Raw genomic sequence first — 24,834 nt, forward strand, 5'->3', positions numbered from 1 at the left:
GGTACAATAATAAATGGAACGCAGGTAAACGGGAGGGAACACCATGCGTATAGCTCGGGCGCTGCTATGGCTGATGTTGTCCGTTATACCACTGACCGCGACGGCCGCCGGGGTACAGGTGGAAGGGGTACGCATGTGGCCGGCACCGGATCACACCCGGCTGGTGCTGGATCTGAGCCAGCCGGTGGATCACCGTCTCTTCTCCCTGGAAAATCCCGACCGCGTGGTGATCGATCTCAAGGATTCCCGTTTCCCCGGCAGTCTGCCGACCATGAGCTATGACGGCGCGCTGATCGAAAATATCCGTTATGCACACCGCGAGGATAACCAGCTGCGCTTTGTGCTGGATCTCAAGTCCGAGGTGCGACCGAAAAGTTTTGTTCTCAAACCGCAACGCGAATACGGTCACCGGCTGGTGATCGATTTGCACCAGCCGCAAAGCGAGCAGGCCGCGCCAAAGGTGACCAAGTCGGTCAATGACGGCAAGCCGCGGGATCTCATCATTGCCATCGATGCCGGTCACGGCGGCGAGGATCCCGGTGCGCTGGGGCGACTCGGGACGCGGGAAAAAGACGTGGTCATGGCCGTCGCGCGCAAGCTCGAGGCGATGCTCAAACGGGAGCCCGGGTTTAAACCGTTTATGATCCGCACCGGCGACTATTACCTGAGTCTGCGCGAGCGGGTGGAAAAAGCGCGCCGCGCCCAGGCCGATCTGTTTATCTCCATCCATGCCGATGCCTTTCACGATCGTCGCGCGCACGGTTCCTCGGTCTATGTGGTCTCCGACGGCGGCGCCAGTAGTAAGGCCGCCCGCTTCCTGGCCGAAAGTGAAAACAGCGCGGATCTGATCGGCGGTGTCAGTCTGGAGGACAAGGAAGATCTGTTGAAGATGGTGCTGGTGGACATGGTGCAGAACTCCACCATCGAGGACAGCCATCGCGTCGCCAGCGAAGTGCTCGGCAGCCTCAAACACGTCAATCACCTGCACAAGCGCCACGTGGAGCAGGCCGGCTTCCGGGTGCTCAAAGCGCCGGATGTCCCGTCGATCCTGGTCGAAACGGCGTTCATCTCCAACCCGGCCGAAGAGCGCAAGCTGCGCAGCAGCGCCCATCAGACTGAACTGGCCAAATCGATGTTCTACGGCGTGAAGCGGTATTTCGCCCGCCACGCCCCGGCCGGCACCTTGCTGGCGACCCGCAAGGCGCGGCGGCACGAAATCAGCCGCGGTGATACCTTGACGGGCATTGCCGCCCGCTACCGGGTCAGCGTCTCGGCCATCAAACAGCACAACAACCTCTCCGACAACCTGCTGCGCGTCGGCCAGGTGATCCAGATTCCCGTTATCTGACGTTTCACTTTTCAGAGGCTCTGGAAAGTAACGCGGAGTTCGCAAAGGCGCAAAGGACGCAAAGATATAAGATTTTGAATTCGCGATTAAATACCTGTGAACAATTTAAAATTCAACATATTAAAAATTAACTCTTTGCGTCCTTTGCGTCTCCGCGTCCTCTGCGTTTTTTAATTCAGTCCTGCAACGAAGCCAGTTCCCCTTTTTAAATAACGCGGTTAAGCTATTCGGATGCAACCGGCCCGCCGTTATCAACCCGATGCGATTATTCAGCGTCTGCCGCCGACCCTGGCCAATCAGATTGCCGCCGGGGAGGTGGTGGAGCGGCCGGCGTCGATCGTCAAGGAGCTGGTGGAGAACGCGCTGGATGCCGGCGCCAGTCGCATTGAGGTGCAGATACGTAACGGCGGGCTGGAGCAGATTCAGGTCAGCGATGACGGCTACGGGATTCGGGCCGAGGAGCTGGAGCTGGCGGTCAGCCCGCACGCGACCAGCAAGATTGCCCGGCTGGCGGATCTGGAGAACCTGGCCAGTCTCGGCTTTCGTGGCGAGGCGCTGGCCAGCATCGGTTCGGTGGCGCGGCTGGTGATCGACTCCCGTTTCAGCGATGCCGAAGCGGCCTGGCGCCTGAGTCTGACCGATCGCGAGGCGGGCTCGCAGCTGACGCCGGTGGCCCATCCGGAGGGCACCACCGTCAGTGTCGGCGAACTCTTTTATAATACCCCGGCGCGGCGCCGTTTTCTGCGTACCGAGCGTACCGAATACCGCTATATTGAGGACACGCTCAAACGTCTGGCCCTGAGCCGCTTCGAGGTGGGCTTCAGTCTGCGGCACAACCAGCGGGAGGTTTTCCGCCTGCCGCCGGCGACGACCACCGCGCAACAGGCCCGGCGGGTGGAGCGGCTGTGCGGCAAGGCGTTTTATGCGCAGGCGTTGCACATCGATTACAGCCTGGATGGCCTGCGTCTGTGGGGCTGGCTGGGGCGGCCCGAGGCGGCGCGCAGCCAGGCCGATTTGCAGTATGTGTATGTCAATGGCCGCAGCGTGCGCGACAAGTTGATCAACCACGCCCTGCGCCAGGCCCAGGGGCCGCTCTATCCCGGTCGCCATCCGGCCTGGCTGCTCTATCTGGAGCTGGATCCGCTCAAGGTGGATGTGAATGTGCATCCGACCAAACATGAAGTCCGTTTTCATCAGGCGCGCCAGGTGCATGATTTCCTCGTCCACGCCGTCAGCGAAGCCCTGGCCGAGGACCCCGCCGTTGCCCGGCCGGCGACACCGGAATCGACCCCACCGGCGGCAGAATCCCGGCGCGATTTTTATACCCCGGCGGAGGGCAATATTCCCGCGGCCTGGTCGGTCCGCGAAGCCGCCAGCGTCCCGGTCGCGGCCAATAGCGACGCCGCCGCGTCTGATAAACCGGTTCTCGCCACGCTGGCGGGCGGTTATCTGGTGGTGGAAGAGGCCGGCGCGTTGTTACTGATCAACGCCCCGGCAGTGCGCGCGGCGCAACTGGCGGCCTGCTTTGCCGCCGGCGAGGCGCAAACCGTCCGGCCGCTGCTGATTCCCGAGACAATCGAGTTGTCCGCCGCGGCGCTGGCCTGGCTGGAGCAACACGCCGGATGGCTGGATCGCCACGGCATCGATCTCAGTGCGGTCAGTGAAACTACGGTGCTGCTGCGCCAGGTGCCGGCCGCGGCGGCTTCCTTCGAACCGGGACAGTGGCTGGCGGCGTTTGTCGAGGCCACTCTGGCGGGAACGGCGCCGGAGACCGCGCTGGCGCAGGCCCTCAGTCACCCGCCGGGCTGGAGTGCCGCCGAACAGCAGGCGCTGGTGCGCGATGCCCTGTGCTGGCAGCCGGATCCGCAGCCGGCCCGCTACTGGGTGCGCTGGGATCAGGCCGCGTTGCAGGCGCTGTTCAAAACGTGAGCATGCCCCCGGCGTCACTGCCGCCGGCGATCGCCCTGATGGGGCCGACCGCCTCGGGCAAGACCGACCTGGCCGTGCGTCTGGTGCACGAGCTGCCGGTGGAGATCGTCAGCGTCGATTCGGTGATGGTCTATCGTGACATGGATATCGGCTCGGCCAAGCCCGGGCCCGAAGTCCTGGCCGAGGCGCCCCACCGCCTGATCGACTTTCTGGATCCGGCCGAGGCCTGCTCGGCGGCCCGGTTTGCTGAACTGGCGCGTCGGGAAATGGCCGAGATCACCGCCACCGGGCGCATCCCCCTGCTGGTGGGCGGCACCATGCTCTATTTTCGGGCCCTGATCCACGGTCTTTCCCGCCTGCCGGCGGCCGATGCGGCGTTGCGCGCGCGGCTTGCGCAGGAGGCGCGGGAGCGGGGCTGGGCGGCGATGCACGCGCGGCTGGGGGAGGTGGACCCGCAGGCCGCGGATCGGATTCATCCCAACGATCCCCAGCGAATCCAGCGAGCGCTGGAAGTGTTTGAGCTGACCGGCATGCCCCTGAGCGATCTTCAGCAACAAAATGAACCGTTGCCCTGGCAGTTTGTCAAACTGGCGCTGATCCCCTCGGATCGGGCCGTGTTGCACGAGCGCATCGCCCGGCGGTTTGCGCAAATGCTCGAGCAGGGCTTTGTCGAGGAGGTGGAAGCCCTTTTCCAACGCGGGGATTTGCAGGAACAGATGCCCGCGATCCGGGCGGTCGGCTATCGCCAGCTGTGGCACTACTTGCAAGGCAGGATCAACTATACTCAAATGCAGGAACAGGGAGTGGCGGCGACGCGCCAGCTGGCCAAGCGTCAGCTGACCTGGCTGCGCAGCGAATCGGAGGTCCAGGCATTTGATGCCCTGGATCAAAAAAGGGGAAATCAGGTCTTGAAATGGTTGCGTCGCTCACCCATTGATACAGCATGAGTGTGGTAAGATAAATTTGAATTTTTGTTGATTTTTTATAAGGTTATAAGAACAGGCCCGATCGTCTGAGACAATAACTATAACATGCGGAGATAATAACGATGAGTAAAGGACAGTCCTTACAAGATCCGTTTCTCAATGCGCTGCGTAAGGAACGCGTCCCCGTTTCAATCTTTCTGGTGAACGGGATTAAATTGCAGGGGCAGATCGAGTCATTTGACCAGTTTGTGGTGCTGCTGCGTAATACAGTTAACCAAATGGTGTACAAACACGCGATTTCCACCGTCGTGCCGGCGCGCAATGTGAAGCTGCCGGTGGCGGAGGAAAACGACAAGGGTAATCTTTAGTCGCCAGCCCCGGTTGGCGAGGGTGGTAATGATTGTTTGAGCGTCCTCAAGCCGGTGAACGGGCTGTTCTGGTTCATCTGGCTCTGCAAGCGGAACAGCAACAGGAAGAACCCCGGGAATTCCGTGAGCTGGCTGTTTCCGCCGGTGCCGAACCCATCGCGGTGATCACCGGTTCGCGGGCGGTTCCCCATCCCCGTTATTTTGTGGGGACCGGCAAGGCCGAGGAGATCCGCGATACGGTCAGGGAACTCCAGGCCGATCTGGTGCTGTTCAACCATGCTCTGTCACCGGTCCAGGAACGTAACCTGGAGCAATTGCTCAAATGCCGGGTGCTGGATCGCACCGGCCTGATCCTGGATATCTTCGCCCAGCGCGCCCGCACCCACGAAGGCAAGCTGCAGGTCGAGCTGGCGCAACTCAAACACCTTTCCACACGGCTGGTGCGCGGCTGGACCCATCTGGAACGCCAGAAAGGCGGTATCGGCCTGCGCGGTCCCGGTGAAACACAGCTGGAGACCGACCGCCGCCTGATTGGCGAGCGGATTCGCCAGCTCAACAAGCGGCTGGAAAAGGTCCAGCGCCAGCGCGAGCAGGGGCGTCGCGCCCGCAAACGGCGCGAGATCCCCTCGGTCTCGCTGGTCGGCTATACCAATGCCGGCAAATCCACCCTGTTTAACCGGCTGACCGATTCCCACGTGTATGCCGCCGATCAACTTTTTGCCACCCTGGATCCGACCCTGCGCCGGCTGGAACTGGCCGACGGGCAGGCCCTGATTCTGGCCGACACGGTGGGCTTTATTCGCCATCTGCCGCATGATCTGGTGGCAGCGTTTCGCTCCACCTTGCAGGAAACCCGCGACGCGGACCTGCTGCTGCATGTGGTGGATGCTTCCAGCCCCGAGCGCGACGGGAATATCGAGCAGGTCGATGCGGTGCTGGCGGAAATCGAGGCCAGTGATGTGCCCCAGCTGCTGGTGTACAACAAAATCGATCAGCTCGAGGAGAGCGAGCCGCGGATTGAATACGACGAGCACGGCCTGCCCTGGCGGGTGTGGATCTCGGCCCAGAGCGGCACCGGGCTGGCCGAGTTGCGCGAAGCGCTGGCGGCACGACTGGATCGCGGCCGGGTCTGCCATGAGCTGCTGTTGCCGGTGGCGCAAGGGCGACTGCATGCTCTGTTATATGAAGTCGGCAAGGTTCACCGCGAGCAGGTGGACGAGCAGGGTAACTGGCTGATGACCGTCGAAATGCCACGTGCCGACTGGGACGCCCTGGACAAACATTATGCGATTGGCGCGCATCTGGCCGGCGAGGAAGACGTGGCCCGGCTCGCCCATCTGGCTTCCTGACAAAGAGCGGGGACAAGCGTGGCGAGCTAAATCCGGAGCATGCCTTGCGGCAGGTAGCGAAGCCCCATAGAATTGCCCCTCGGTCACATTGAAAATCCATTTTCCTGAATTGAACCGCACGCGCTGATTCAGAACACATATTACGGAGCATCACATGGCCTGGAATGAACCTGGTGGTTCAAATAACAAGGATCCCTGGGGTAATCGCAATAACCCGCAAGGCGGTCCCCCCGATCTCGACGAAGTCATCAAAAAGCTGCAGGCCAAGTTCGGCGGTCTGTTCGGTGGCAAAGGCGGTGGCGGTGGTAAGACGCCAGGTATCCCTGGCGGTTCCAGCGGGTTGAGCTTGATCATCCTGGTGCTGGTGGCGGTCTGGGCCCTGTCCGGCATCTACATCATTAATGAAGGCAAGGAAGGCGTGGTACTGCGCTTCGGTGAATTCCACGCCATTCAGCCGCCGGGTCCGCACTGGTACCCGCGTTTTATCGACACGGTCGAGATCGTGGATATCTCCCAGGTCCGCTCGGTGCATATCGGTGAGGGCAGTACTGAAGCCCTGATGTTGACCAAGGACGAGAACATTGTCGATATGGAGTTCGTGGTGCAGTACAACGTCCGCGATTCGCGTCGCTTTCTGTACCACGTTCGTGAGCCGGAAATTTCACTGCGCCACGTGACCCAGAGTGCGGTGCGCGAGATCGTCGGGAACAATGATATGGAATTCATTATCACCCAGGGACGCGAGAAGATCGCTTCCGAAGCCTGGGACCGGATTCAGGGCATCCTCGACAGCTATGAGACCGGGCTACAAGTGCGCGGATTCAACATGCAAAAAGCCCAGCCACCACAGGAAGTCATGGCCTCGTTCGATGACGTGGCTGCCGCGCGCGAGGATCGGGTGAAATTCATGAACCAGGCCAGGGCTTACGCCAACAATATCCTGCCCCGGGCCGAAGGTCAGGCGCAGCGTTTCCTCGAGGAAGCCAAGGCCTATCGCGATGAAAAAGTTTCCGTCGCCGAGGGTGATGCTGAACGCTTCCTGGAAATCATGCGCGAGTACAAGAAATCGCCCCGGGTCACGCGCGAACGTCTGTATCTGGAGGCGATGGAAGAGCTGATGGAGAAAAACCCCAAGGTTATGGTTGATCTCAAAGAAGGCAACAATCTGATGTATCTGCCGCTGGACCAGTTGATGAAGCAACGCGCCAGTGGTTCAAGTAACAAAAGCGATGACTCACAGGGGTCCGGTCCGTTCTCTCAACAGGTAGAGGATTTCGGACTGGATCAGACCCGTGAGCGCGATCGTTCAAGGGAGGTGCGCCAATGAATCCGAAACTTCTGGGCGCCGCCATCGTCCTCGTCATTGTCGCCGTGGTGGGAAGCAGCAGCGTTTTCACCGTCAGCGAGCGTGAGCTGGCCATTTTGTTTGCCCTGGGCAAGATCGAGAAAGCCGATTATGAACCGGGTCTGCATTTCAAATGGCCGTTCGTGAACAATGTCCGCAAGTATGAAAAGCGGATTATTACCGCCGATACCGCGCCGCAGCGTTATCTGACCCAGGAACAGAAACCGGTGATCGTGGATTACTATGTCAAGTGGCGGATCCGTGATGTCGAAACCTATTACAAGACCATGCAGGGTCAGGAAGCCCGGGCCCGTCAGCAGTTTCAGTCGATCGTCAACAAGGGACTGCTGGACGCCTTTGGTGAGCGCAACCTGCAGGAAGTCATCTCCAGTGCGCGCGATGAAATCATGCGTAGCATCACCGAGAAGGCCAGCGAACGGGTCGAGAGTTTCGGTATCGAGATCGTCGATGTCCGTCTCAAGCGGATCGAGCTGACCGAGCGGGTGTTCAAGAACATTTTCGAACGCATGAAGTCGGCGCGTGAAAAGGAAGCCAACGAATTGCGCGCTACCGGTCAGGGTGAAGCTGAACGGATCCGCGCCGAGGCGGAACGGCAGAAAACCGTGATGCTGGCCAAGGCCTATCGCGAGGCACAGGCGATTCGCGGCGAGGGTGACGCCCAGGCGGCGGCGATTTACTCCGCTGCCTATCAGCAAGATGAAGAGTTTTACTCCTTCTATCGCAGCCTGACCGCCTATCGTAAATCACTGGTGGGTGAAGGCAATATGATGGTGCTGGAACCGGATTCCGACTTCTTCAAGTATTTCAAGGATAATAATCCCACCGGCAAGTGACGCGCCGATAACGTTTGACTAATCACGCTTTCGGACGTCATTCATGTGGCAGGAATTGATTGTGGCAATCGCACTGGTGCTGGTGATCGAGGGGATTACACCGGCACTCAGTCCCACCTCTTTTCGTCGTGGTCTGTTAATGGTGGCCCAGATGAGCGACCGTGTTTTGCGGCGTATCGGGCTGGCTGCCATGCTCGGTGGGGCGTTGTTGATCTATCTGGTCAAGGGTTAGAAACAGAATGAAATCCGATCGTTGGTTGTTACCGGAAGGGATCGAAGAGGTCCTGCCAGAACAGGCGCGCCAGCTGGAAACGCTGCGCCGGCGTCTGCTCGATCTGTATGCCGGCTGGGGCTATGAGCTGGTGATTCCGCCGATGATCGAGTATCTCGATTCCCTGTTGACCGGCACCGGCCACGATCTCGATTTGCAGACCTTCAAACTGACCGATCAGCTGACCGGCAAGCTGATGGGACTGCGCGCGGACATGACGCCGCAGGTAGCGCGCATCGATGCGCATACGCTGAAACAGGCCGGCCCGTCACGGCTTTGCTATATCGGTTCGGTATTGCATACCCGTCCGGATGGCTTTGCCGGTTCGCGCAGTCCGATCCAGGTAGGCGCCGAACTTTACGGTCACAGCGGCAGCGAAAGCGACGTGGAAGTCTTTCGGCTGATGCTGGAGACCCTGCGCCACAGCGGTGTCCAGGATCTCTATTTTGATCTCGGCCATGTCGGTATTTATCGGCAGCTGGTACGCGAGGCGAAGCTGTCCGAAGAACAACAGGCCGAACTGTTCGATGCCCTGCAACGCAAGGCGATTCCCGAAATCGAGCAATTGCTGGCTAACAGCCCGGTCGAGAAAAAGATTGCCGATGGACTGCGCGGCCTGGCAACGCTCAACGGGGATGAATCGGTCATCGAAGAAGCGCGCCGTCTGCTGGCTTTCGCCGGTGACGGGGTCAACCAGGCGCTGGATAATCTGCAGGCCGTGGCGCAACAGATCAGGAATCACGAGCCGCAGATTCCCCTGCATTTCGATCTGGCCGAATTACGCGGTTACAACTATCACACCGGCGTGGTCTTCGCCGCTTACGTGCCGGGACGGGGTCAGGCCATTGCCCAGGGCGGGCGTTACGACGAAATCGGCAAGGTCTTCGGTCGTTCCCGGGCCGCCACCGGTTTCAGTACCGATCTCAAGACATTGATCGATCTGGGTGAGACGGCACTGTCGCTGCCCGGCGCGATTTACGCACCGGCTGAAGAGGATGCCGGTTTACGCGAGCACATCGAACAACTACGCCGGCAGGGAGAGCGGGTCATCAGCGCTCTGCCGGGCGATAACAGCGATCCGCAGCAACTGGGCTGCGATCGCAAGCTGGTCAGGGATGGCAAGACATGGCAGATTGTAACGATTTGATAACAACAACAGGCTGAAGTCATGGGCAAGAACGTCGTCATTATCGGGACCCAGTGGGGAGATGAAGGTAAAGGCAAGATCGTCGATCTGTTGACCGATCGGGCTTCAGCCGTGGTGCGGTTCCAGGGTGGGCACAATGCTGGACATACCCTGGTGATCGGCGACAAGAAAACCGTGTTGCACCTGATCCCGTCGGGTGTGCTGCGGGAAAACGTCCAGTGCCTGATCGGCAACGGCGTGGTGCTCTCGCCCGAGGCGCTGCTCGATGAACTGAAGATGCTCGAAAACGAAGGCGTCCCGGCCCGCGAGCGACTGCGCATCAGCGAAGCCTGTCCATTGATCCTGCCCTATCACGTGGCGCTGGATCATGCCCGCGAAGTGGCGCGCGGCAAAAAAGCCATCGGCACCACCGGCCGCGGTATCGGCCCGGCCTATGAAGACAAGGTCTCCCGCCGCGGCCTGCGCCTGGGCGATCTGTTTCACCGCGAACGCTTTGCCGCCAAGCTGGGCGAAATCCTCGATTATCACAACTTCGCCCTGCAACACTATTTCAAGGTCGAACCGGTGGACTTCAACCAGGTGCTGGAACAGGCCATGGCTATGCGCGAGGAGCTGCAGCCGCTGGTGGCCGATATTCCCGAACTGCTGAACCAGCATATGCAGGCCGGCAACAACATCATGTTCGAGGGTGCCCAGGGCGCGTTGCTGGACATCGACCACGGCACCTATCCGTTTGTGACCTCGTCCAACACCACCGCCGGCGGGGCGAGCACCGGCAGCGGTATGGGCCCGCGCAATCTCGATTACGTGCTCGGGATCACCAAGGCCTATACCACCCGGGTCGGCTCCGGCCCGTTCCCCACGGAACTGTATGACGGCAATCTGTTAATGGATGAAGTCGGCGCGCGGCTGGCCGAACGCGGCCACGAGTTCGGCTCCACCACCGGCCGCCCGCGGCGTTGCGGCTGGTTCGATGCCGTGGCCCTGCGCCGATCGGTCTTGATCAACAGCGTCAGCGGCCTGTGTATCACCAAGATGGACGTGCTGGACGGCCTGGACCAGATCCAGATCTGCGTGGGTTACAAATGTAACGGCGAAGTGCGCGATACCCCGCCGGTCGGCGCCGAAGCCTTTGAAAGCTGCGAACCGGTTTACGAAGCCATGCCGGGCTGGCAGGAGTCCACCGTCGGCCTGAAAAGCTACGACGACCTGCCGGCCAACGCCAAGGCCTATCTCAAGCGCATCGAAGAAGTCACCGGCACTCCCGTGGATATCATTTCCACCGGCCCCGAACGCAGCGAAACCATCATTCTCCGTCATCCGTACGATGTTTAACGGCCGTCGGGCCGTTAAACAGGGGCTAGACACTAGGTACTGGGTCCTGGCAGCTAGAACCTGATATTCAGATGTTTATCAAAACATTACCACGAAGACGCGAAGGCACGAAGAAAAATTAATTCACTTCGAGACTTCGTGTCTTCGTCGTAAAAATAGCTAGATACTATCCCCTGGGTCGATACCGAGATAGAAAGAATAAAGCCTGTCTCATGGATTGTAGGAGCGCCTTTGGCGCGATAAAGGCCCGGGCAATCGGCAAGGTCTGTCGCGGCGCAGCCGCTCCTACAGAGATGTGATGGGTTGGCACGGTAAACCGTGTATGAATTTTTATAAAAGCGTTACCACGAAGACGCGAAGGCACGAAGAAAAATCAATTCACTTCGAGACTTCGTGTCTTCGTGGTAAAAAATAGCCCGATAGATGGAATGTCAGGTAGCGCTACACGCAATACACTCTTAGTACTTAGAACTTAGAACTTAGACGAACTTATGAACTCCCTGGGTCGATACCGAGATAGAAAAAACAAAGCCTGTCTCATGGATTGTAGAGCGCCTTTGGCGCGATAAAGGCCCGGGCAATCGGCAAGGTCTGTCGCGGCGCAGCCGCTCCTACGACTTCAAACTTAGAACTTAGAACTTAGAACTTAGAACTTAGAACTTAGAACTTAGAACTCAGAACTCAGAACTCAGAACTTATACCAGCGCAACGCTTTTCACCTGCGCGTAAACCTGCTTGCCGACTGTCAGGTCCAGGTGCTCGGCGGACTTGCGGGTAATGCGGGCAAGCAGGCTGGCGCCGTTGGCATCGAGTTTGACCAGTTGCTGGGCCGGGGGCTCTTCGGCGATGGCCTCGATGGTAACGGGGAAGATGTTCAGGATGCTGGTATCGGTTTGTTGCGAGAGGGTCAGACTGATATCCCGGGCCTGCAGTCGCACTCGCACTGCCTGACCTGTCGGCAAGTCGGCCTGCGCCACCGTCAGTCTTCCGCCGGCGAACTCGAGATAGCTCAAACCGTATTGATCATCATGCGCGTTAACCGTCGCTTCCACGATAGTCTCGGCATCGGGGGCATGGGCCAGGGGCAGATCGAGCCGGTTTAATAACTCGATCACGCTGCCGTTGGCCTGGACCCGGCCGCCGTTCAACATGACCATTTGCTGCGCCAGTTGTGCCACTTCACTGTGATCGTGACTGACGTACAGCACCGGGATCGACAGCGCCTGCGACAGCTGCTGCAGGCAGGCCATGATGGCGTTTTTACTGTCGCGATCCAGCGCGGCCAGCGGCTCGTCCATCAGCAGCAGTTGCGGGGCTGACAGCAGGGCGCGACCGATCGCCACTCGCTGGCGTTCGCCCCCGGATAAATTTGTCACAGAACGTGCCTGTAATCTGTCGATACCTAACAGGTCGGCAATGTGATCGGGATCCACGCCGGCCTGATCGCCACCGCTACGGCGATAGCCGTAGAGCAGGTTGTCGCGCACCGACAGATGCGCGAACAGGTTGGCCTCCTGAAAGACATAACCGATGCCGCGCCGGTGCACCGGTACAAAGGTGTTTTCATCCTGCCAGGTGGTATGGCCCAGTTTCACGCTGCCGCGGGCCATCGGCTCCAGGCCGGCAATGCAGCGTAACAGGGTGGTCTTGCCGCAGCCCGACGGGCCGAACAGGGCGGTGATGCCCTGCATCGGCGCACTGAATTCGGCCTGTAGCGTGAAATCCCCACGGCTGAGTTGAAAGCGGGCCTGCAACGTCATGCGGGCAGCACCTGCAAACGCCGGTTATAGCGATAGACCAGCAGCAGCATGATGAACGAGGCCAGCAACAGCCCGCCGGCCAGCCAGTGGGCACTGGCGTAATCCACCGCCTCGACATGATCATAAATCGCAATCGATAGCACCTGGGTTTCGCCGGGGATATTGCCGCCGATCATCAACACCACGCCGAATTCCCCGACCGTATGCGCAAAGCCGAGAATCGCGGCGGTGATAAAACCCGGCCGGGCCAGCGGGAAGATGACACTGAAAAACCGATCCAGCGGTGAGGCACGCAGGGTCGCGGCCACTTCCAGCGGCCGGCGACCGATGGCGGCAAAGGTATTTTGCAGCGGCTGTACCACGAACGGCAGGGAATAGAACACCGAACCGATCACCAGCCCGCTGAAAGTAAAGGCCAGCGAACCCAGTCCCAGCGCGTCGGCGGTCTGGCCGAAGATCCCCCGCGGTCCCAGCGCCAGCAAAAGATAAAACCCGAGCACCGTGGGCGGCAGCACCAGCGGCAGGGCAATCACCGCCTCGATCACCGGTTTGAACCTGGCGCGACTGTGAGCCAGCCACCAGGCCAGCGGCGTACCGAGCAGCAACAAAATCACCGTAGTGAGCGAGGCCAGCTGCAGCGTGATCCACAGGGCCTGCAGGTCGTTCGCGCTGATCATTCCCTCTCCTGTGACGGGGTGGCGTAGCCGAACCGGCGCATGATCCGCCCGGCGGGTTCACTTTTTATGAAGGCGATAAACGCCCGCGCGGCCGGGGTGTCGTTCAATATCACCGCCTGCTGTTCGATTGGCTCGTACAGTGATTCGGGAACGATCCACAGCGATCCCTGTTTGCCCCTGCCTGTGCCTTGCAGTTGTGACAGCGCGACAAAGCCCAGCTGTGCGTTACCGGTGGCAACAAACTGAAAGGTCTGGGCGATGCTCTCGCCGCGCACAATTCGGGGTTGCAATGTCGCGTATAAACCGTGTCGTTTCAGTACCTGTTTCGCCGCCAGTCCGTAAGGCGCCAGGCGCGGATTGGCCATTGCTAGCCGCCGGAAATCGCTGGTTTCCAACACCTTGCCTTCAGTGTCCACGTAACCGGGTTCGGGGCTCCATAACGCCAGTTTACCTATCGCGTAGGTAAACCGACTGTGCGGGACGCTGCGTTGTTGTTCCTCGAGTAACGCGGGGCGGCGCACATCGGCGGCAAAAAAGAGATCAAACGGCGCGCCGTTGAGAATTTGCGCGTAATGTTTGCCGGTCGAGCCGCTGGCGAGTACCAGCCGATGTTCGCTGTTCGCTTCAAACTCCCCGACCAGCGCCTCCAGCGTGGTTTTGAAATTCGCCGCCACTGCTACCCGCAAGGTCTCCGCACCGCAAAGCGGTGCAGCCAGTAACAGCAAGACGATGGAATAAATGCGAGTTACATGCATCGATTGCCTCGGTCAGATGTTTCGGCACTATTTTATCCGCGAATCAACGCGAATGGGCGCCAGGATAAAATATTCGCGTTCATTGGCGGATTTGTTTTATCCAGATAATAAGTAATTATTATTTCTTTTCTCTGCGTCCTTTGCGCCTCTGCGTCCTCTGCGTTATTTCCAGTAGAATTTAAAAAGTGACGCACTCTGCCGTTTGCCGCTTTGCGTCTAGTGTAACTTGATCTCCGGCTCGACGGTGGCCCGGAAGCGATTGGCAATGGAGATCATCATGGTGCGGTAAAAACCGAACAACGCGAACTGGTGCAGCTTGTATAACGACAGGTAAACCATCCGCGCCACAAAGCCCTCGACCATGATGCTGCCGGTCAGATTTCCCATCAGGTTGCCCACGGTACTGTACTTGCCCAGCGAGACCAGCGAGCCGTAATCGCGATAGAGAAATGTCGGCAACGGTTTGTCGGCCAGACGACGTTTCATGCTCTTGATCAACAAGGCGGCCTGTTGATGCGCGGCCTGGGCGCGGGGCGGCACATTGGTCTCCATCTGTGGCCAGGGGCAGGCGGCGCAATCGCCGAAGGCGAAAATATTCTCATCGCGGGTGGTTTGCAGAGTCTGGTCGACGACCAGTTGATTGGCGCGGTTGGTTTCCAGCCCGTCGATCTCGGCGAGAAAGTCGGGCGCCTTGATGCCGGCGGCCCAGACCCTGATCGGCGCCTGGATCTCGCGCCCGCTTTCGGTATACAGCGCTTCGGCGCTGACCTTGACCACCCGTTCGCCCTTGAGCACGGCGATATGGAGTTTTTCCAGCTCCGCCTCGGTGGCCTGCGACAGGCGGGGCGGCAGGCCGGGCAGGATCCGATCGGCGGCCTCGACAATGGTAATGCGCACATCGGCGGGATTGATCTGATCGATACCGTAGGCGGTGATCAGCCGCGAGACCTTGTGCAACTGGGCGGAGAGCTCGATGCCGGTGGCGCCGCCGCCGGCGATCACCACATCCAGCTGGCCCTGTTGCGCCGCATCGGGCCGGGTGCTGGCGCGCATGAAGTTCTCCAGCAGCAGGTGCTGGAACGATTCGGCCTGTTGCTTGGTATCCAGAAACAGGCAGTGATCGCGCACGCCTTCGATACCGAAATCGTTACTCACGCTGCCGACCGCCATAATCAGGGTGTCGTATTGAAACTCGCGTCGGGGAATGATTTCGTTGCCCTGCGCGTCCAGGGTCGGGGCCAGATAAATGGTGCGCGCGGCGCGATCCAGCCGGTCCATCCGGCCGAGGCGAAACTCGAAATGGTTGCGCGCCGCCTGGGCCAGGTATTCGATCTGGTTTTCATAGGCGTCGAAGGTCCCGGCGGCCACCTCGTGCAGCAGCGGTTTCCAGATATGGGTGCGATTGGCGTCCACCAGGGTGATCCGGGCGCGGCCTTTTTTACCCAGGGTCTTGCCCAGGCGGGTGGCCAGTTCCAGGCCGCCGGCGCCGCCGCCGACAATAATAATATGGTGCAAATCCGATTCGCGCATCGTTCGCTATGCGTCCTGTGAGAATGAGGTTATCAAAGTGTAGCACCGGGGAGTTGCTTGCCCGAAAGACAAACAGGGAGATCGGTACTTTGTTTCGGAAGAAACAAAAAAGCCCCCGAAAGGGGGCTTTTATGAGAGAATTGGTGCCGAGGAGAGGACTTGAACCTCCACGGGGTTACCCCCACTAGCACCTGAAGCTAGCGCGTCTACCAATTCCGCCACCTCGGCTCAGAAGCCGCGCACTTTACAGAGAGTCCCCGGGATTGTCAATCACGAGCGCGGCCACGCTAAATGAGGCATAATTCGCCGCTCGCGAGTCAAAATCGTGACTGAATACAAAATAACGAGAGAAAGAAGATTACATGACCCAACGTTCCGACAAACAAGACCCTTACGCCGAGCGCGAAGCTCAGAAGTACGAAAAACCCATCCCCAGCCGTGAATACATCATGGATCTGCTCGAGCAGGCCGGCCGTCCCATGTCCCGCGAGGCGATTGCCGAGGCGCTCAAGCTGGAAAGTGACGACGAGCTCGAGGGCCTGCGCCGCCGGCTGCGGGCCATGGAGCGCGACGGCCAGCTGTTGTTCAATCGTCGTCGCGAATACGGCCTGATCAGCAAAATGGACCTGGTACGCGGCCGGGTACAGGGCCATCCCGACGGCTTCGGCTTTCTGATTCCCGATGACGGCTCGGATGATCTGTTCCTCTCCGGGCGCGAGATGCGCGTTGCCTTCCATGGCGATCGGGTGCTGGGCCGGGTGGCCGGCATCGATCGGCGTGGCCGCCGGGAAGGCGCCATCGTCGAGGTCCTGGAACGGGCCCACAAGACCGTCGTCGGTCGGCTGTTTATCGAGGGCGGCGTCGCCTTCGTGGTACCGGACAACAAGCGCATCAGCCAGGACATCCTGGTGCCGACGGAAAATCTCGGCCCGGCCGAACACAACCAGATCGTCACCGTCGAAATCGCCCAGCCGCCAACCCCGTTTCGCCAGGCTATCGGTCAGGTGGTCGAGGTGCTCGGCGATCACATGGCCCCGGGCATGGAGATCGATGTGGCGATCCGCGCCCATAGCTTGCCGCAGGTCTGGTCGCCGCAAACCGAGGCGCAGATTGCCGAACTGAGTGAGGAGGTCAAAGAAGAACACAAGCAGGAGCCGGGCCGCGAGAATATCCGGCATCTGCCGCTGGTGACCATCGACAGCGAGGATGCCCGCGACTTCGACGACGCGGTCTATTGCGAGCCCAATCGCAAGGGCTGGCGCCTGCTGGTGGCGATTGCCGATGTCTCCCATTATGTCGAACCCGACTCGCCACTGGACAAGGATGCGATCGAGCGCGGCAACTCGGTCTATTTCCCCGAGCGCGTCATTCCCATGCTGCCGGAGATCCTCTCCAACGGCCTGTGTTCCCTGAACCCGGAAGTGGATCGCCTGTGTATGGTGTGTGACATGCAGCTGGATAAAACCGGCGTGCTCAAGGGGTATACCTTCTATCCGGCGGTCATGTATTCCCATGCACGGCTCACCTATAACAAGGTGGCGGGCATGCTGATCGACGAAGATGCCGATCTCTGTCGCCAGTACGCCGGGGTGCTGCCGCATCTGCACAACCTTTACCAGCTTTACCAGACGCTGCGCCAGCGCCGCAGCAAGCGCGGTGCCATCGATTTTGATACCACCGAAACCCGTATCGTGTTCGGCGAGGATCGCAAGATCGAATCCATCGTGCCGACCGAACGCAATGACGCGCACAAGCTGATCGAGGAGTGCATGATCATTGCCAACGTGGCCACCGCGCGGTTTTTGCTGGAGCACAAGGTGCCGGCGCTGTATCGCGTGCATGAAGGGCCCAAGCCGGAAAAACTCGAAGCCCTGCGTGAATTTCTCGGTGAGTTCGGGCTCAAGCTCGGCGGCGGCGATAGTCCCGAGGGCAAGCACTTTTCCAAATTGCTGGAGCAGATTGCCGAACGCCCCGATGCCCATCTGATCCAGACCGTCATGTTGCGTACCCTGCAACAGGCGGTCTACAGCCCGGACAACGTGGGCCACTTCGGCCTGGCTTTCGATGCCTATGCCCACTTCACCTCGCCGATTCGCCGCTATCCGGATCTGCTGGTGCATCGTGCCATTCGCCACGTTATCAAACACAAAAAGGGCGGCTTCCTGCAACGCAAGAAACTGCCTCCGTTTCGTTACGATCACGCCGCCATGGAAAATCTCGGCGAGCACTGCTCGCAGACCGAACGGCGCGCCGACGAGGCGACCCGCGACGCGGTCGACTGGCTCAAGTGTGAATTCATGCTCGACAAGGTGGGTGAGGAATACAACGGCACCATCAGCAGCGTGACCAGCTTCGGGCTGTTTATCGAGCTTGATGAAGTCTTCGTCGAGGGACTGGTGCACGTCACCTCGCTGGAGAACGACTATTACCATTTCGATCCGGCCCATCACCGGCTGATCGGCGAACGCCAGCGGCAAATGTTCCGCCTCGGCGATCGGGTGCGGGTCAAGCTGGCACGGGTCGATCTCGAAGAGCGCAAGATGGACTTCATGCTGCTGGAAAGCCTGACCGGCGAAACCTTCCATGGTGAGCTGCCCGAGCGCGGTGGCAAGGGTGGTGGTCGCGGCAAGAAAACCGGCAAAAAAACAGCCGGTAAAAAGCGCAGCAGTAAAAAGTCCACCAGTCGTTCCGACGAGGGCGGCGGGCGCAAGAAGACCGGCAAGAAAACCAGCAAAAAATCGACCCGCCGGCGCGGCAAAAAGAAGACCGACTGATCCCGGGCGCACCACGCCATGACAGAGAAGCACATCATCTTCGGCCTGCACGCGGTCGAGGCGGCGGTCAAACGTGACAGCGAGCATATCCGGCGGGTCTATCTGGAGCAGGGCCGCCGTGACGAGCGGGCCCGGCAACTGGAAGGGCAGGTTCGCGCCGCCGGCGTGGCACTGGAACGGGTCAAGCGCCGGGTCCTGGATGAGCTGACCGACGGCCAGCGCCACCAGGGGGTGGCGGCCGAGGCCACGCTGCCGGGCCCCGGCGACGAACGCCAGCTGGCCCGGCTACTTGATGATCTGAACGAGCCCCCCTTGCTGTTGATTCTCGACGGCGTGCAGGATCCGCACAACCTGGGCGCCTGCCTGCGCACCGCCGATGCCGCCGGGGTGCAGGCAGTCATCGCCCCCAAAGACCGGGCCTGCGGCCTGACCAGCACCGTGCGCAAGGTGGCCAGCGGCGCCGCCGAGATCGTCCCCTTCATCCAGGTTACCAACCTGGCCCGGACCCTGCGTGAGCTGCGCGAGCGTGGCATCTGGCTGGTGGGCACCGATCTGGGGGGCGAGATCGACCTCTACCAGGCCGACCTGGCCGGCCCGCTGGCACTGGTGATGGGCGCCGAGGAAAAAGGCCTGCGCCGCCTGACCCGCGAGCACTGCGATCAGCTGGTCAAACTACCCATGCTGGGCACAGTCCAGAGTCTGAACGTCTCCGTGAGTACCGGGATCTGTCTCTATGAGGCGCTGCGACAGCGCAGGGGCTAGTTGCTAGGTACTAGGTCTAGGACCTGATCCCTGGAGAAGGGTAGGCGCGCCCCGCGGGCGCGATTGTCGAACGAGGGTGATCGCGGTCGAAGCCCGCTCCTACAGAAAGGGCGGGTAGGCGCGCCCTGCGGGCGCGGTTGTCGAACGGGGGTGATCGCGGTCGAAGCCCGCTCCTACAGAAAGAGCGGGTAGGAGCGCCCCGCGGGCGCGATTGTCGAACGGGGGATGATCGCACTCGAAGCCCGCTCCTACAGAAAGAGCGGGTAGGCGCGCCCCGCGGGCGCGATTGTCGAACGGGGGTGATCGCGGTCGAAGCCCGCTCCTACAGAAAGAGCGGGTAGGCGCGCCCCGCGGGCGCGGTTGTCGAACGGGGGTGATCGCGGTCGAAGCCCGCTCCTACAGAAAGGGCGGGTAGGCGCGCCCTGCGGGCGCGGTTGTCGAACGGGGTGATCGCGGTCGAAGCCCGCTCCTACAGAAAGAGCGGGTAGGCGCGCCCCGCGGGCGCGGTTGTCGAACGGGGGTGATCGCGGTCGAAGCCCGCTCCTACAGAAAGAGCGGGTAGGCGCGCCCCGCGGGCGCGATTGTCGAACGGGGGTGATCGCGCTCGAAGCCCGCTCCTGCAGAAAGAGCGGGTAGGAGCGCCCCGCGGGCGCGATTGTCGAACGGGGGTGATCGCGCTCAAAGCCCGCTCCTGCACAAAGAGGGGTGTAGGCCGGACAGAGCGCAGCGGTGTCCGGCAATCTGCCTATATCTGGATTGCAAAGCCCTGATCCCTCGAGTAAAATGCGCAGCCTTTAGTCAACCCGGGCCGAAAAGCCGGGATAGCCTTGCTCCACCGCGGCCGAGAGGTTCGACGGGGGGCTTTTAACCGAAAGGAAGAGATGTCGATGCGACACTATGAGATCGTGTTTCTGGTCCACCCTGACCAGAGTGAACAGGTTCCCGCCATGCTGGAACGGTATCGCAACCTGGTCGAAGGCAACGGTGGCAAGGTCCATCGGGTCGAGGACTGGGGCCGCCGCCAGCTGGCTTTCTCCATCCAGAAAGTCCACAAGGCGCATTATGTTCTGATGAACATCGAATGCGACCAGGCCACCCGTGATGAACTGGAAAGTGGCTTCCGCTTTAACGACGCCGTCATTCGCAATCTGATCATCCGCCGTGATGAAGCCGTCACCGAGCCGTCCCCGATGGCGAAGAAAGACGAGCGCGAAGAAGACAGCGAGCAAAGCGCCGCTTGAGCCCGACCTTAACCAGTTAACTTAAAGGAATCACATCATGGCCCGTTTTTTCCGTCGCAAGAAATTCTGTCGTTTTACCGCTGAAGGTATCAAGGAGATCGATTACAAGGATCTCGGTTTGCTGAAGGCCAATATCACCGAAAGCGGCAAGATTGTGCCCAGTCGCATTACCGGCACCAAGGCCCGTTATCAGCGTCAGCTGGCTACCGCCGTCAAGCGTGCCCGTTATCTGGCGCTGCTGCCGTACAGCGACTCGCACAAGAACTAAAACCGCCTGTTCGCCCGGGTGCGAACAGAGGATTTGCAATGATGAAGTCGCTGGCAAGCTATGCCATGCGCGGCCCGCTCCAGGCCATCCTCGCGGTGACCGGGCTGGCCATCGCCTCGCTGCTGTTTTTTCCGCTGAGCTGGCCGTTGAGTTATCTCAGCGCCGGCCTGGTGGCGCTGGTGGGGCTGACCCAGGCCAGCCGCGAAAGCCTGCTGATCCTGCTGGGAGCCACCGCCGCGCTGGCCGTGCTGGCCCTGCTGATCGGCAGTCCGCACTTTGCCGTCGGCTATGCGCTGGTGGTCTGGTCGCCGGCCTGGCTGGCGGCCCAGTGGCTGCGCCAGCGCGAGTCGCTCTCCCAGACCCTGCTGTTGTGTGGGCTGGTGGGACTGGTCGGCATCAGCATTATGTTCCCGCTGCTGGGCGATCCGGCCCAGTGGTGGGGCGAGTATTTCAACCAGCAGGTGATCCCGGCGCTCAAACAGGCCGGCATCGAGATTCAGGACGAGGTCGCCCTGCGGGCGGTGCTGGAGCAGTCGGCCCGGTTGATGACCGGGGCCATGCTCACCTCGCTGGTATTGAGCGCCATTATCGGTCTGCTGGCCGGGCGCTACTGGCAGGCGCTGTTGTTTGGCAGTGCCAGTCCCGGCGAGTTTCACCAGCTGCGCCTAGGCACGCTGGCCGCCGGCATCTCGCTGGCCATCGTGGCGCTGGCCCAGTTCGTGGGTGGTCTGGCCGGCCAGTGGCTGGTCAATGCGGCCACCGTGGTGCTGGGCGTGTTTTTGTTTCAGGGGCTGGCCGTGGGCCATGCCCTGGCTGCCCGCAGCCAGAATGCGCAGATCTGGCTGGTGGCATTGTATATCGTGCTGTTTTTTACCCTGCCCTATGGCGCGCTCGCGATCGCCATGCTGGGCATACTGGATAACTGGATTGAGCTCCGTCGCCGTTTTCCCGGGGCGGCGGGTTAATCAACCAATCACATCAAGCGACAGGCATTGAGGTCAATAAAATGGAAGTCATTCTGCTGGAAAACGTAGCCAATCTCGGCACCCTGGGCGACAAGGTCAACGTGCGTCCCGGTTATGGCCGCAACTTTCTGCTGCCGCAGAAAAAAGCGGTGCCGGCCACCCGTGAGAATATCGAAGCCTTTGAAGCGCGCCGCGCCGAGCTGGAAAAAGCGGCTGCCGAGGCCCTGGCCGCGGCCCAGGCCCGTGCCGAGAAGATCGCCGAGCTGGGTCAGGTGACCATCCAGGCTCACGCCGGTGAGGAAGGCAAGCTGTTCGGCTCTGTGGCCGTGGCCGACATCGCCGACGCGGTAACCGCGGCCGGCATCGAGCTGGAAAAACGTGAAGTCACCCTGCCCGAGGGCCCGATTCGTCTGACCGGCGAATACGAGATCGAACTGCAGCTGCACCCGGAAGTCATGCAGTCCATCAAGGTCATCGTCGAGGCCGAGTGATTGCCGCGGGCGGGGTCTTCCCGCCCGCCGCCGCCTTCTCTGGCACGCCTTTCGCACGCCCCGCTCGTGCGGATTTTCCCCGTTCATTTTCCGTTCCAATTCCGTGCGCCGGATCGGTCCGATCCCGGTCGGGGTTGTGCTATGCTCAGGGCCTCCCGCCACGGGAGCGAGGGGTCGTTTCGATGACATTCTCCGGGAGTACCGCCCGTATGCGGCCCCGGCCATGCTGGAATAACAAGACTAACCACCATGCCTGATGCAATTTACTCGGTAACCGCCACGGATCAGGCCACCGACGCGCTCAAAGTGCCGCCGCACTCTATCGAGGCGGAGCAGGCGGTGCTCGGCGGGCTGATGATCGACAACAGCAGCTGGGACCAGGTGGCCGATCAGGTCACCGAAGAGGATTTTTACCGTCGCGATCACCGTCTGATTTTCCGCGCCATCGCCGCGCTGGCCCAGGAGAGCGATCCCTGCGACGTGGTGACCCTCTCCGAATGGCTGGAACGTCACAACCAGCTGGATGCCGCCGGCGGCATGAGTTATCTGGGCGGGCTGGCCAAGAACACCCCCACCGCCGCCAATATCAAGGCCTATGCGGCTATCGTGCGCGAACGCTCGGTACTGCGCCAGCTGACCCGGGTGGCCACCGAGATCGGCAACCTGGCCTATAACCCGGAAGGGCGCAGCAGCGCCGAGGTGCTGGATCAGGCCGAGAAAGCCGTGTTCGACATCGCCGAGCAGGGCGCGCGCAATCGCTCCGGCTATGTCGGTATCAAGGATCTGCTGGTCAAGGCGGTGGATCGCATCGACGCGCTTTATCAAAGCAGCGACGCCTATACCGGCGTGCCCACCGGCTATACCGATTTCGACGACATGACCTCCGGCCTGCAAAATTCCGACCTGGTCATCGTCGCCGGGCGCCCCTCCATGGGCAAAACCTCCTTCGCCATGAACCTGGTGGAAAACGCCGCCATCAAACACCAGGTGCCGGTGGCCGTGTTCAGTATGGAAATGCCCGGCGAGCAGCTGGTGATGCGTATGATGTCCTCGCTGGGGCGCATCGATCAGCACAAGATCCGCACCGGCAAGCTGGATGATTCGGACTGGCCGCGTCTGACCTCGGCGGTGGGCATTCTCAACGAGGCGCCGATCTATATCGATGACACGCCGGGGCTGAGCCCCACCGAGATCCGCTCCCGTGCCCGGCGCATCAAGCGCGAGCATGGCCTGGGCCTGATCGTGGTCGACTATCTGCAGCTGATGCAGCTCAGTGGCAGCAGTGAAAACCGCACCAACGAGATCTCCGAGATCTCGCGCGGGCTCAAGGGACTGGCCAAGGAACTCAACGTGCCGGTCATCACTCTCTCGCAGCTCAACCGCTCGCTGGAACAGCGCCCCAACAAACGGCCGGTCATGTCGGACCTGCGTGAATCGGGCGCCATCGAACAGGACGCCGACGTGATCGTCTTTATCTATCGCGACGAGGTCTACAACGAAGAGAGCACCGACAAGGGCACCGCCGAGATTATCATCTCCAAACAGCGTAACGGCCCCATCGGGACCGCGCGTCTGACCTTCCTCGGCCAGTACACCAAGTTCGAAAACTACATCTCCGGCGACAACTATCTGGAAGGGCCCGGTGCATGACCCGTGCGACACGGGCCACCATTAACCTTCGCGCCCTGCAACACAATCTGACCGTCGCCCGCCGGCACGCCCCTGGCAGCCAACTGATGGCGATCATCAAGGCCAACGGTTACGGCCACGGCATGGTCGAGGTCGCCCAGGCCCTGGATGACGCCGATGCCTTTGGCGTGGCATCCATCGACGAGGCGATCACTCTGCGCGAGGCCGGCATTCCGCAATCGATCGTGTTGCTCGAAGGCTTCGTTCAGGCCGGGGAACTGCGACTGATCGACGGCTATCAACTGCAGCCGGTAATCCATCATCCCCAACAGATCGTCATGCTGGAACAGTCACCCGGCCCGGCGCTGGATGTCTGGCTCAAGGTCGACACCGGCATGCATCGTCTCGGGATCGCCCCGCAGGAGACACCGGCCATGCTGACTCGCCTGCTTAATTGTTCGCGGGTCGCCAGCGTGCGCCTGATGACTCACCTGGCCAACGCCGACGATCGCGAGGATGACTATACCCTGGAGCAGGTTCGCCGTTTCGACGGCCTGAATGAACTGAGCGTCACCGCGCGCAGCATTGCCAACTCCGCCGGCCTGCTCGGCTGGCCGCAAAGCGAAAGCGACTGGGCCCGGCCCGGCATCATGCTCTACGGCGCTTCGCCCTTTATCAATAGTGTCGGCGAACAACAGGATCTGCAGCCGGTGATGACCCTGCGCTCGCAACTGATCGCGGTGAACCGGCACGGGGCCGGCGAACCCGTCGGCTACGGCGGCAGCTGGCGCTGTCCCGAGCCGATGCCGGTGGGAGTGGTGGCCATCGGCTACGGCGACGGCTATCCGCGCCACGTGCCCAGCGGCACTCCGGTGTTACTGAACGGCAAGCGGGTGCCCATCGTCGGGCGGGTGTCGATGGACATGCTCTGCCTGGATCTGCGCGAGTGCCCCGATGCGAAAATCGGCGATGAAGTGATCCTGTGGGGCGAGGGACTGCCGGTGGAGGAGATCGCCGATGCCGCCGGCACCATCGCCTATGAGCTCTTATGTAAAGTGACATCGCGTGTCGATTTTGAGTACGTTCATCACTGAACCGTCAGCGGTTCGA

21 protein-coding genes, 1 tRNA gene and 1 pseudogene are annotated in these 24,834 nt (G+C 60.9%); 18 read left to right on the forward strand and 5 right to left on the reverse strand.

Annotation, left to right across the window (positions count from 1 at the left end; all coding sequences use genetic code 11):
* The first annotated feature begins 43 nt into the window (after positions 1-43).
* The 10 genes and pseudogenes from U5K34_RS00925 to U5K34_RS00970 all read left to right on the forward strand — a co-directional run bounded on the left by U5K34_RS00925 (position 44) and on the right by U5K34_RS00970 (position 10,872).
* Positions 44-1,348: an N-acetylmuramoyl-L-alanine amidase gene (locus U5K34_RS00925; protein WP_322566661.1), complete on the forward strand. Its 1,305-nt coding sequence runs from the start codon at positions 44-46 to the stop codon at positions 1,346-1,348.
* 231 nt (positions 1,349-1,579) lie between these two features.
* A pseudogene (mutL, locus tag U5K34_RS00930) lies at positions 1,580-3,133 on the forward strand (DNA mismatch repair endonuclease MutL); the annotation flags it as partial.
* A gap of 146 nt (positions 3,134-3,279) precedes the next feature.
* Positions 3,280-4,224, forward strand: coding sequence for a tRNA (adenosine(37)-N6)-dimethylallyltransferase MiaA (miaA, locus tag U5K34_RS00935; protein ID WP_322566798.1), 945 nt, complete (start codon positions 3,280-3,282; stop codon positions 4,222-4,224).
* A 101-nt stretch (positions 4,225-4,325) separates the two neighbouring features.
* Entirely contained in the window at positions 4,326-4,571 is a 246-nt protein-coding gene (hfq, locus tag U5K34_RS00940) for an RNA chaperone Hfq (RefSeq protein WP_322566663.1), read from the forward strand.
* Positions 4,572-4,603: 32 nt separating this feature from the next.
* Complete coding sequence (hflX, locus tag U5K34_RS00945) at positions 4,604-5,920, forward strand: ribosome rescue GTPase HflX (RefSeq protein WP_322566664.1); 1,317 nt, start codon at positions 4,604-4,606, stop codon at positions 5,918-5,920.
* A gap of 154 nt (positions 5,921-6,074) precedes the next feature.
* On the forward strand, positions 6,075-7,247 hold the full coding sequence (hflK, locus tag U5K34_RS00950) for an FtsH protease activity modulator HflK (RefSeq protein ID WP_322566665.1): 1,173 nt from the start codon (positions 6,075-6,077) through the stop codon (positions 7,245-7,247).
* A complete protein-coding gene (hflC, locus tag U5K34_RS00955; protein ID WP_322566666.1) occupies positions 7,244-8,119 on the forward strand; it encodes a protease modulator HflC in 876 nt (291 codons plus the stop codon). The genes hflK and hflC overlap by 4 nt, the downstream gene beginning before the upstream one ends.
* 61 nt (positions 8,120-8,180) lie before the next feature.
* Entirely contained in the window at positions 8,181-8,351 is a 171-nt protein-coding gene (locus tag U5K34_RS00960; protein WP_322566667.1) for a DUF2065 domain-containing protein, read from the forward strand.
* Positions 8,352-8,358: 7 nt separating this feature from the next.
* Positions 8,359-9,537 carry an ATP phosphoribosyltransferase regulatory subunit gene (locus U5K34_RS00965; protein WP_322566668.1) on the forward strand — a complete coding sequence of 393 codons (1,179 nt, stop codon included), beginning with the start codon at positions 8,359-8,361 and terminating at the stop codon, positions 9,535-9,537.
* Positions 9,538-9,558: 21 nt separating this feature from the next.
* Complete coding sequence (locus U5K34_RS00970; protein WP_322566669.1) at positions 9,559-10,872, forward strand: adenylosuccinate synthase; 1,314 nt, start codon at positions 9,559-9,561, stop codon at positions 10,870-10,872.
* A 695-nt stretch (positions 10,873-11,567) separates the two neighbouring features.
* Here the strand turns inward: U5K34_RS00970 and modC are convergent.
* The 5 genes from modC to U5K34_RS00995 form a co-directional block, all read right to left on the reverse strand.
* Positions 11,568-12,632 (reverse strand): molybdenum ABC transporter ATP-binding protein, encoded by a 1,065-nt coding sequence (modC, locus tag U5K34_RS00975; RefSeq protein ID WP_322566670.1) that lies wholly within the window; start codon positions 12,630-12,632, stop codon positions 11,568-11,570.
* The gene (gene modB, locus U5K34_RS00980; protein WP_322566671.1) at positions 12,629-13,309 is read right to left on the reverse strand and encodes a molybdate ABC transporter permease subunit; all 681 of its coding nucleotides are present in this window, start codon (positions 13,307-13,309) and stop codon (positions 12,629-12,631) included. The genes modC and modB overlap by 4 nt, the downstream gene beginning before the upstream one ends.
* A complete protein-coding gene (gene modA, locus U5K34_RS00985) occupies positions 13,306-14,064 on the reverse strand; it encodes a molybdate ABC transporter substrate-binding protein (protein WP_322566672.1) in 759 nt (252 codons plus the stop codon). Before modA ends, modB begins: the two co-directional genes overlap by 4 nt.
* Before the next feature lie 216 nt (positions 14,065-14,280).
* Positions 14,281-15,594, reverse strand: a complete 1,314-nt coding sequence (locus tag U5K34_RS00990; protein ID WP_322566673.1) for an NAD(P)/FAD-dependent oxidoreductase — start codon at positions 15,592-15,594, stop codon at positions 14,281-14,283.
* Between the two features lie 141 nt (positions 15,595-15,735).
* Positions 15,736-15,822, reverse strand: a tRNA-Leu gene (locus tag U5K34_RS00995).
* A 134-nt stretch (positions 15,823-15,956) separates the two neighbouring features.
* Between U5K34_RS00995 and rnr the strand changes: the two genes are divergently transcribed.
* The 8 genes from rnr to alr all read left to right on the forward strand — a co-directional run bounded on the left by rnr (position 15,957) and on the right by alr (position 24,818).
* The gene (rnr, locus tag U5K34_RS01000; RefSeq protein ID WP_322566674.1) at positions 15,957-18,368 is read left to right on the forward strand and encodes a ribonuclease R; all 2,412 of its coding nucleotides are present in this window, start codon (positions 15,957-15,959) and stop codon (positions 18,366-18,368) included.
* Positions 18,369-18,386: 18 nt separating this feature from the next.
* A complete protein-coding gene (rlmB, locus tag U5K34_RS01005) occupies positions 18,387-19,130 on the forward strand; it encodes a 23S rRNA (guanosine(2251)-2'-O)-methyltransferase RlmB (protein ID WP_322566675.1) in 744 nt (247 codons plus the stop codon).
* An 887-nt stretch (positions 19,131-20,017) separates the two neighbouring features.
* Entirely contained in the window at positions 20,018-20,371 is a 354-nt protein-coding gene (rpsF, locus tag U5K34_RS01010) for a 30S ribosomal protein S6 (protein ID WP_322566676.1), read from the forward strand.
* A gap of 37 nt (positions 20,372-20,408) precedes the next feature.
* Positions 20,409-20,639: a 30S ribosomal protein S18 gene (rpsR, locus tag U5K34_RS01015; protein ID WP_322566677.1), complete on the forward strand. Its 231-nt coding sequence runs from the start codon at positions 20,409-20,411 to the stop codon at positions 20,637-20,639.
* Positions 20,640-20,677: 38 nt separating this feature from the next.
* Positions 20,678-21,604, forward strand: a complete 927-nt coding sequence (locus tag U5K34_RS01020; RefSeq protein ID WP_322566678.1) for a DUF2232 domain-containing protein — start codon at positions 20,678-20,680, stop codon at positions 21,602-21,604.
* 41 nt (positions 21,605-21,645) lie between these two features.
* On the forward strand, positions 21,646-22,095 hold the full coding sequence (rplI, locus tag U5K34_RS01025; RefSeq protein WP_322566679.1) for a 50S ribosomal protein L9: 450 nt from the start codon (positions 21,646-21,648) through the stop codon (positions 22,093-22,095).
* 249 nt (positions 22,096-22,344) lie between these two features.
* Positions 22,345-23,745 carry a replicative DNA helicase gene (gene dnaB, locus U5K34_RS01030; protein WP_416223979.1) on the forward strand — a complete coding sequence of 467 codons (1,401 nt, stop codon included), beginning with the start codon at positions 22,345-22,347 and terminating at the stop codon, positions 23,743-23,745.
* Positions 23,742-24,818 (forward strand): alanine racemase, encoded by a 1,077-nt coding sequence (gene alr / locus U5K34_RS01035; protein ID WP_322566680.1) that lies wholly within the window; start codon positions 23,742-23,744, stop codon positions 24,816-24,818. The genes dnaB and alr overlap by 4 nt, the downstream gene beginning before the upstream one ends.
* The last annotated feature ends 16 nt before the right edge of the window (positions 24,819-24,834 follow it).

It is taken from the genome of Thiohalophilus sp. (assembly GCF_034521165.1).
Taxonomy (GTDB): domain Bacteria; phylum Pseudomonadota; class Gammaproteobacteria; order UBA6429; family Thiohalophilaceae; genus Thiohalophilus.

What these genes read in the sequence shown, in the direction of transcription:
- U5K34_RS00925 (WP_322566661.1), top strand. Translation starts at nt 44, where the DNA reads ATGCGTATAGCTCGGGCGCTGCTATGGCTGATGTTGTCCGTTATACCA.
- miaA (WP_322566798.1), top strand. Translation starts at nt 3,280, where the DNA reads ATGCCCCCGGCGTCACTGCCGCCGGCGATCGCCCTGATGGGGCCGACC.
- hfq (WP_322566663.1), top strand. Translation starts at nt 4,326, where the DNA reads ATGAGTAAAGGACAGTCCTTACAAGATCCGTTTCTCAATGCGCTGCGT.
- hflK (WP_322566665.1), top strand. Translation starts at nt 6,075, where the DNA reads ATGGCCTGGAATGAACCTGGTGGTTCAAATAACAAGGATCCCTGGGGT.
- hflC (WP_322566666.1), top strand. Translation starts at nt 7,244, where the DNA reads ATGAATCCGAAACTTCTGGGCGCCGCCATCGTCCTCGTCATTGTCGCC.
- U5K34_RS00965 (WP_322566668.1), top strand. Translation starts at nt 8,359, where the DNA reads ATGAAATCCGATCGTTGGTTGTTACCGGAAGGGATCGAAGAGGTCCTG.
- U5K34_RS00970 (WP_322566669.1), top strand. Translation starts at nt 9,559, where the DNA reads ATGGGCAAGAACGTCGTCATTATCGGGACCCAGTGGGGAGATGAAGGT.
- modC (WP_322566670.1), bottom strand. Translation starts at nt 12,632, where the DNA reads ATGACGTTGCAGGCCCGCTTTCAACTCAGCCGTGGGGATTTCACGCTA.
- modB (WP_322566671.1), bottom strand. Translation starts at nt 13,309, where the DNA reads ATGATCAGCGCGAACGACCTGCAGGCCCTGTGGATCACGCTGCAGCTG.
- modA (WP_322566672.1), bottom strand. Translation starts at nt 14,064, where the DNA reads ATGCATGTAACTCGCATTTATTCCATCGTCTTGCTGTTACTGGCTGCA.
- U5K34_RS00990 (WP_322566673.1), bottom strand. Translation starts at nt 15,594, where the DNA reads ATGCGCGAATCGGATTTGCACCATATTATTATTGTCGGCGGCGGCGCC.
- rnr (WP_322566674.1), top strand. Translation starts at nt 15,957, where the DNA reads ATGACCCAACGTTCCGACAAACAAGACCCTTACGCCGAGCGCGAAGCT.
- rlmB (WP_322566675.1), top strand. Translation starts at nt 18,387, where the DNA reads ATGACAGAGAAGCACATCATCTTCGGCCTGCACGCGGTCGAGGCGGCG.
- rpsF (WP_322566676.1), top strand. Translation starts at nt 20,018, where the DNA reads ATGCGACACTATGAGATCGTGTTTCTGGTCCACCCTGACCAGAGTGAA.
- rpsR (WP_322566677.1), top strand. Translation starts at nt 20,409, where the DNA reads ATGGCCCGTTTTTTCCGTCGCAAGAAATTCTGTCGTTTTACCGCTGAA.
- U5K34_RS01020 (WP_322566678.1), top strand. Translation starts at nt 20,678, where the DNA reads ATGATGAAGTCGCTGGCAAGCTATGCCATGCGCGGCCCGCTCCAGGCC.
- rplI (WP_322566679.1), top strand. Translation starts at nt 21,646, where the DNA reads ATGGAAGTCATTCTGCTGGAAAACGTAGCCAATCTCGGCACCCTGGGC.
- dnaB (WP_416223979.1), top strand. Translation starts at nt 22,345, where the DNA reads ATGCCTGATGCAATTTACTCGGTAACCGCCACGGATCAGGCCACCGAC.
- alr (WP_322566680.1), top strand. Translation starts at nt 23,742, where the DNA reads ATGACCCGTGCGACACGGGCCACCATTAACCTTCGCGCCCTGCAACAC.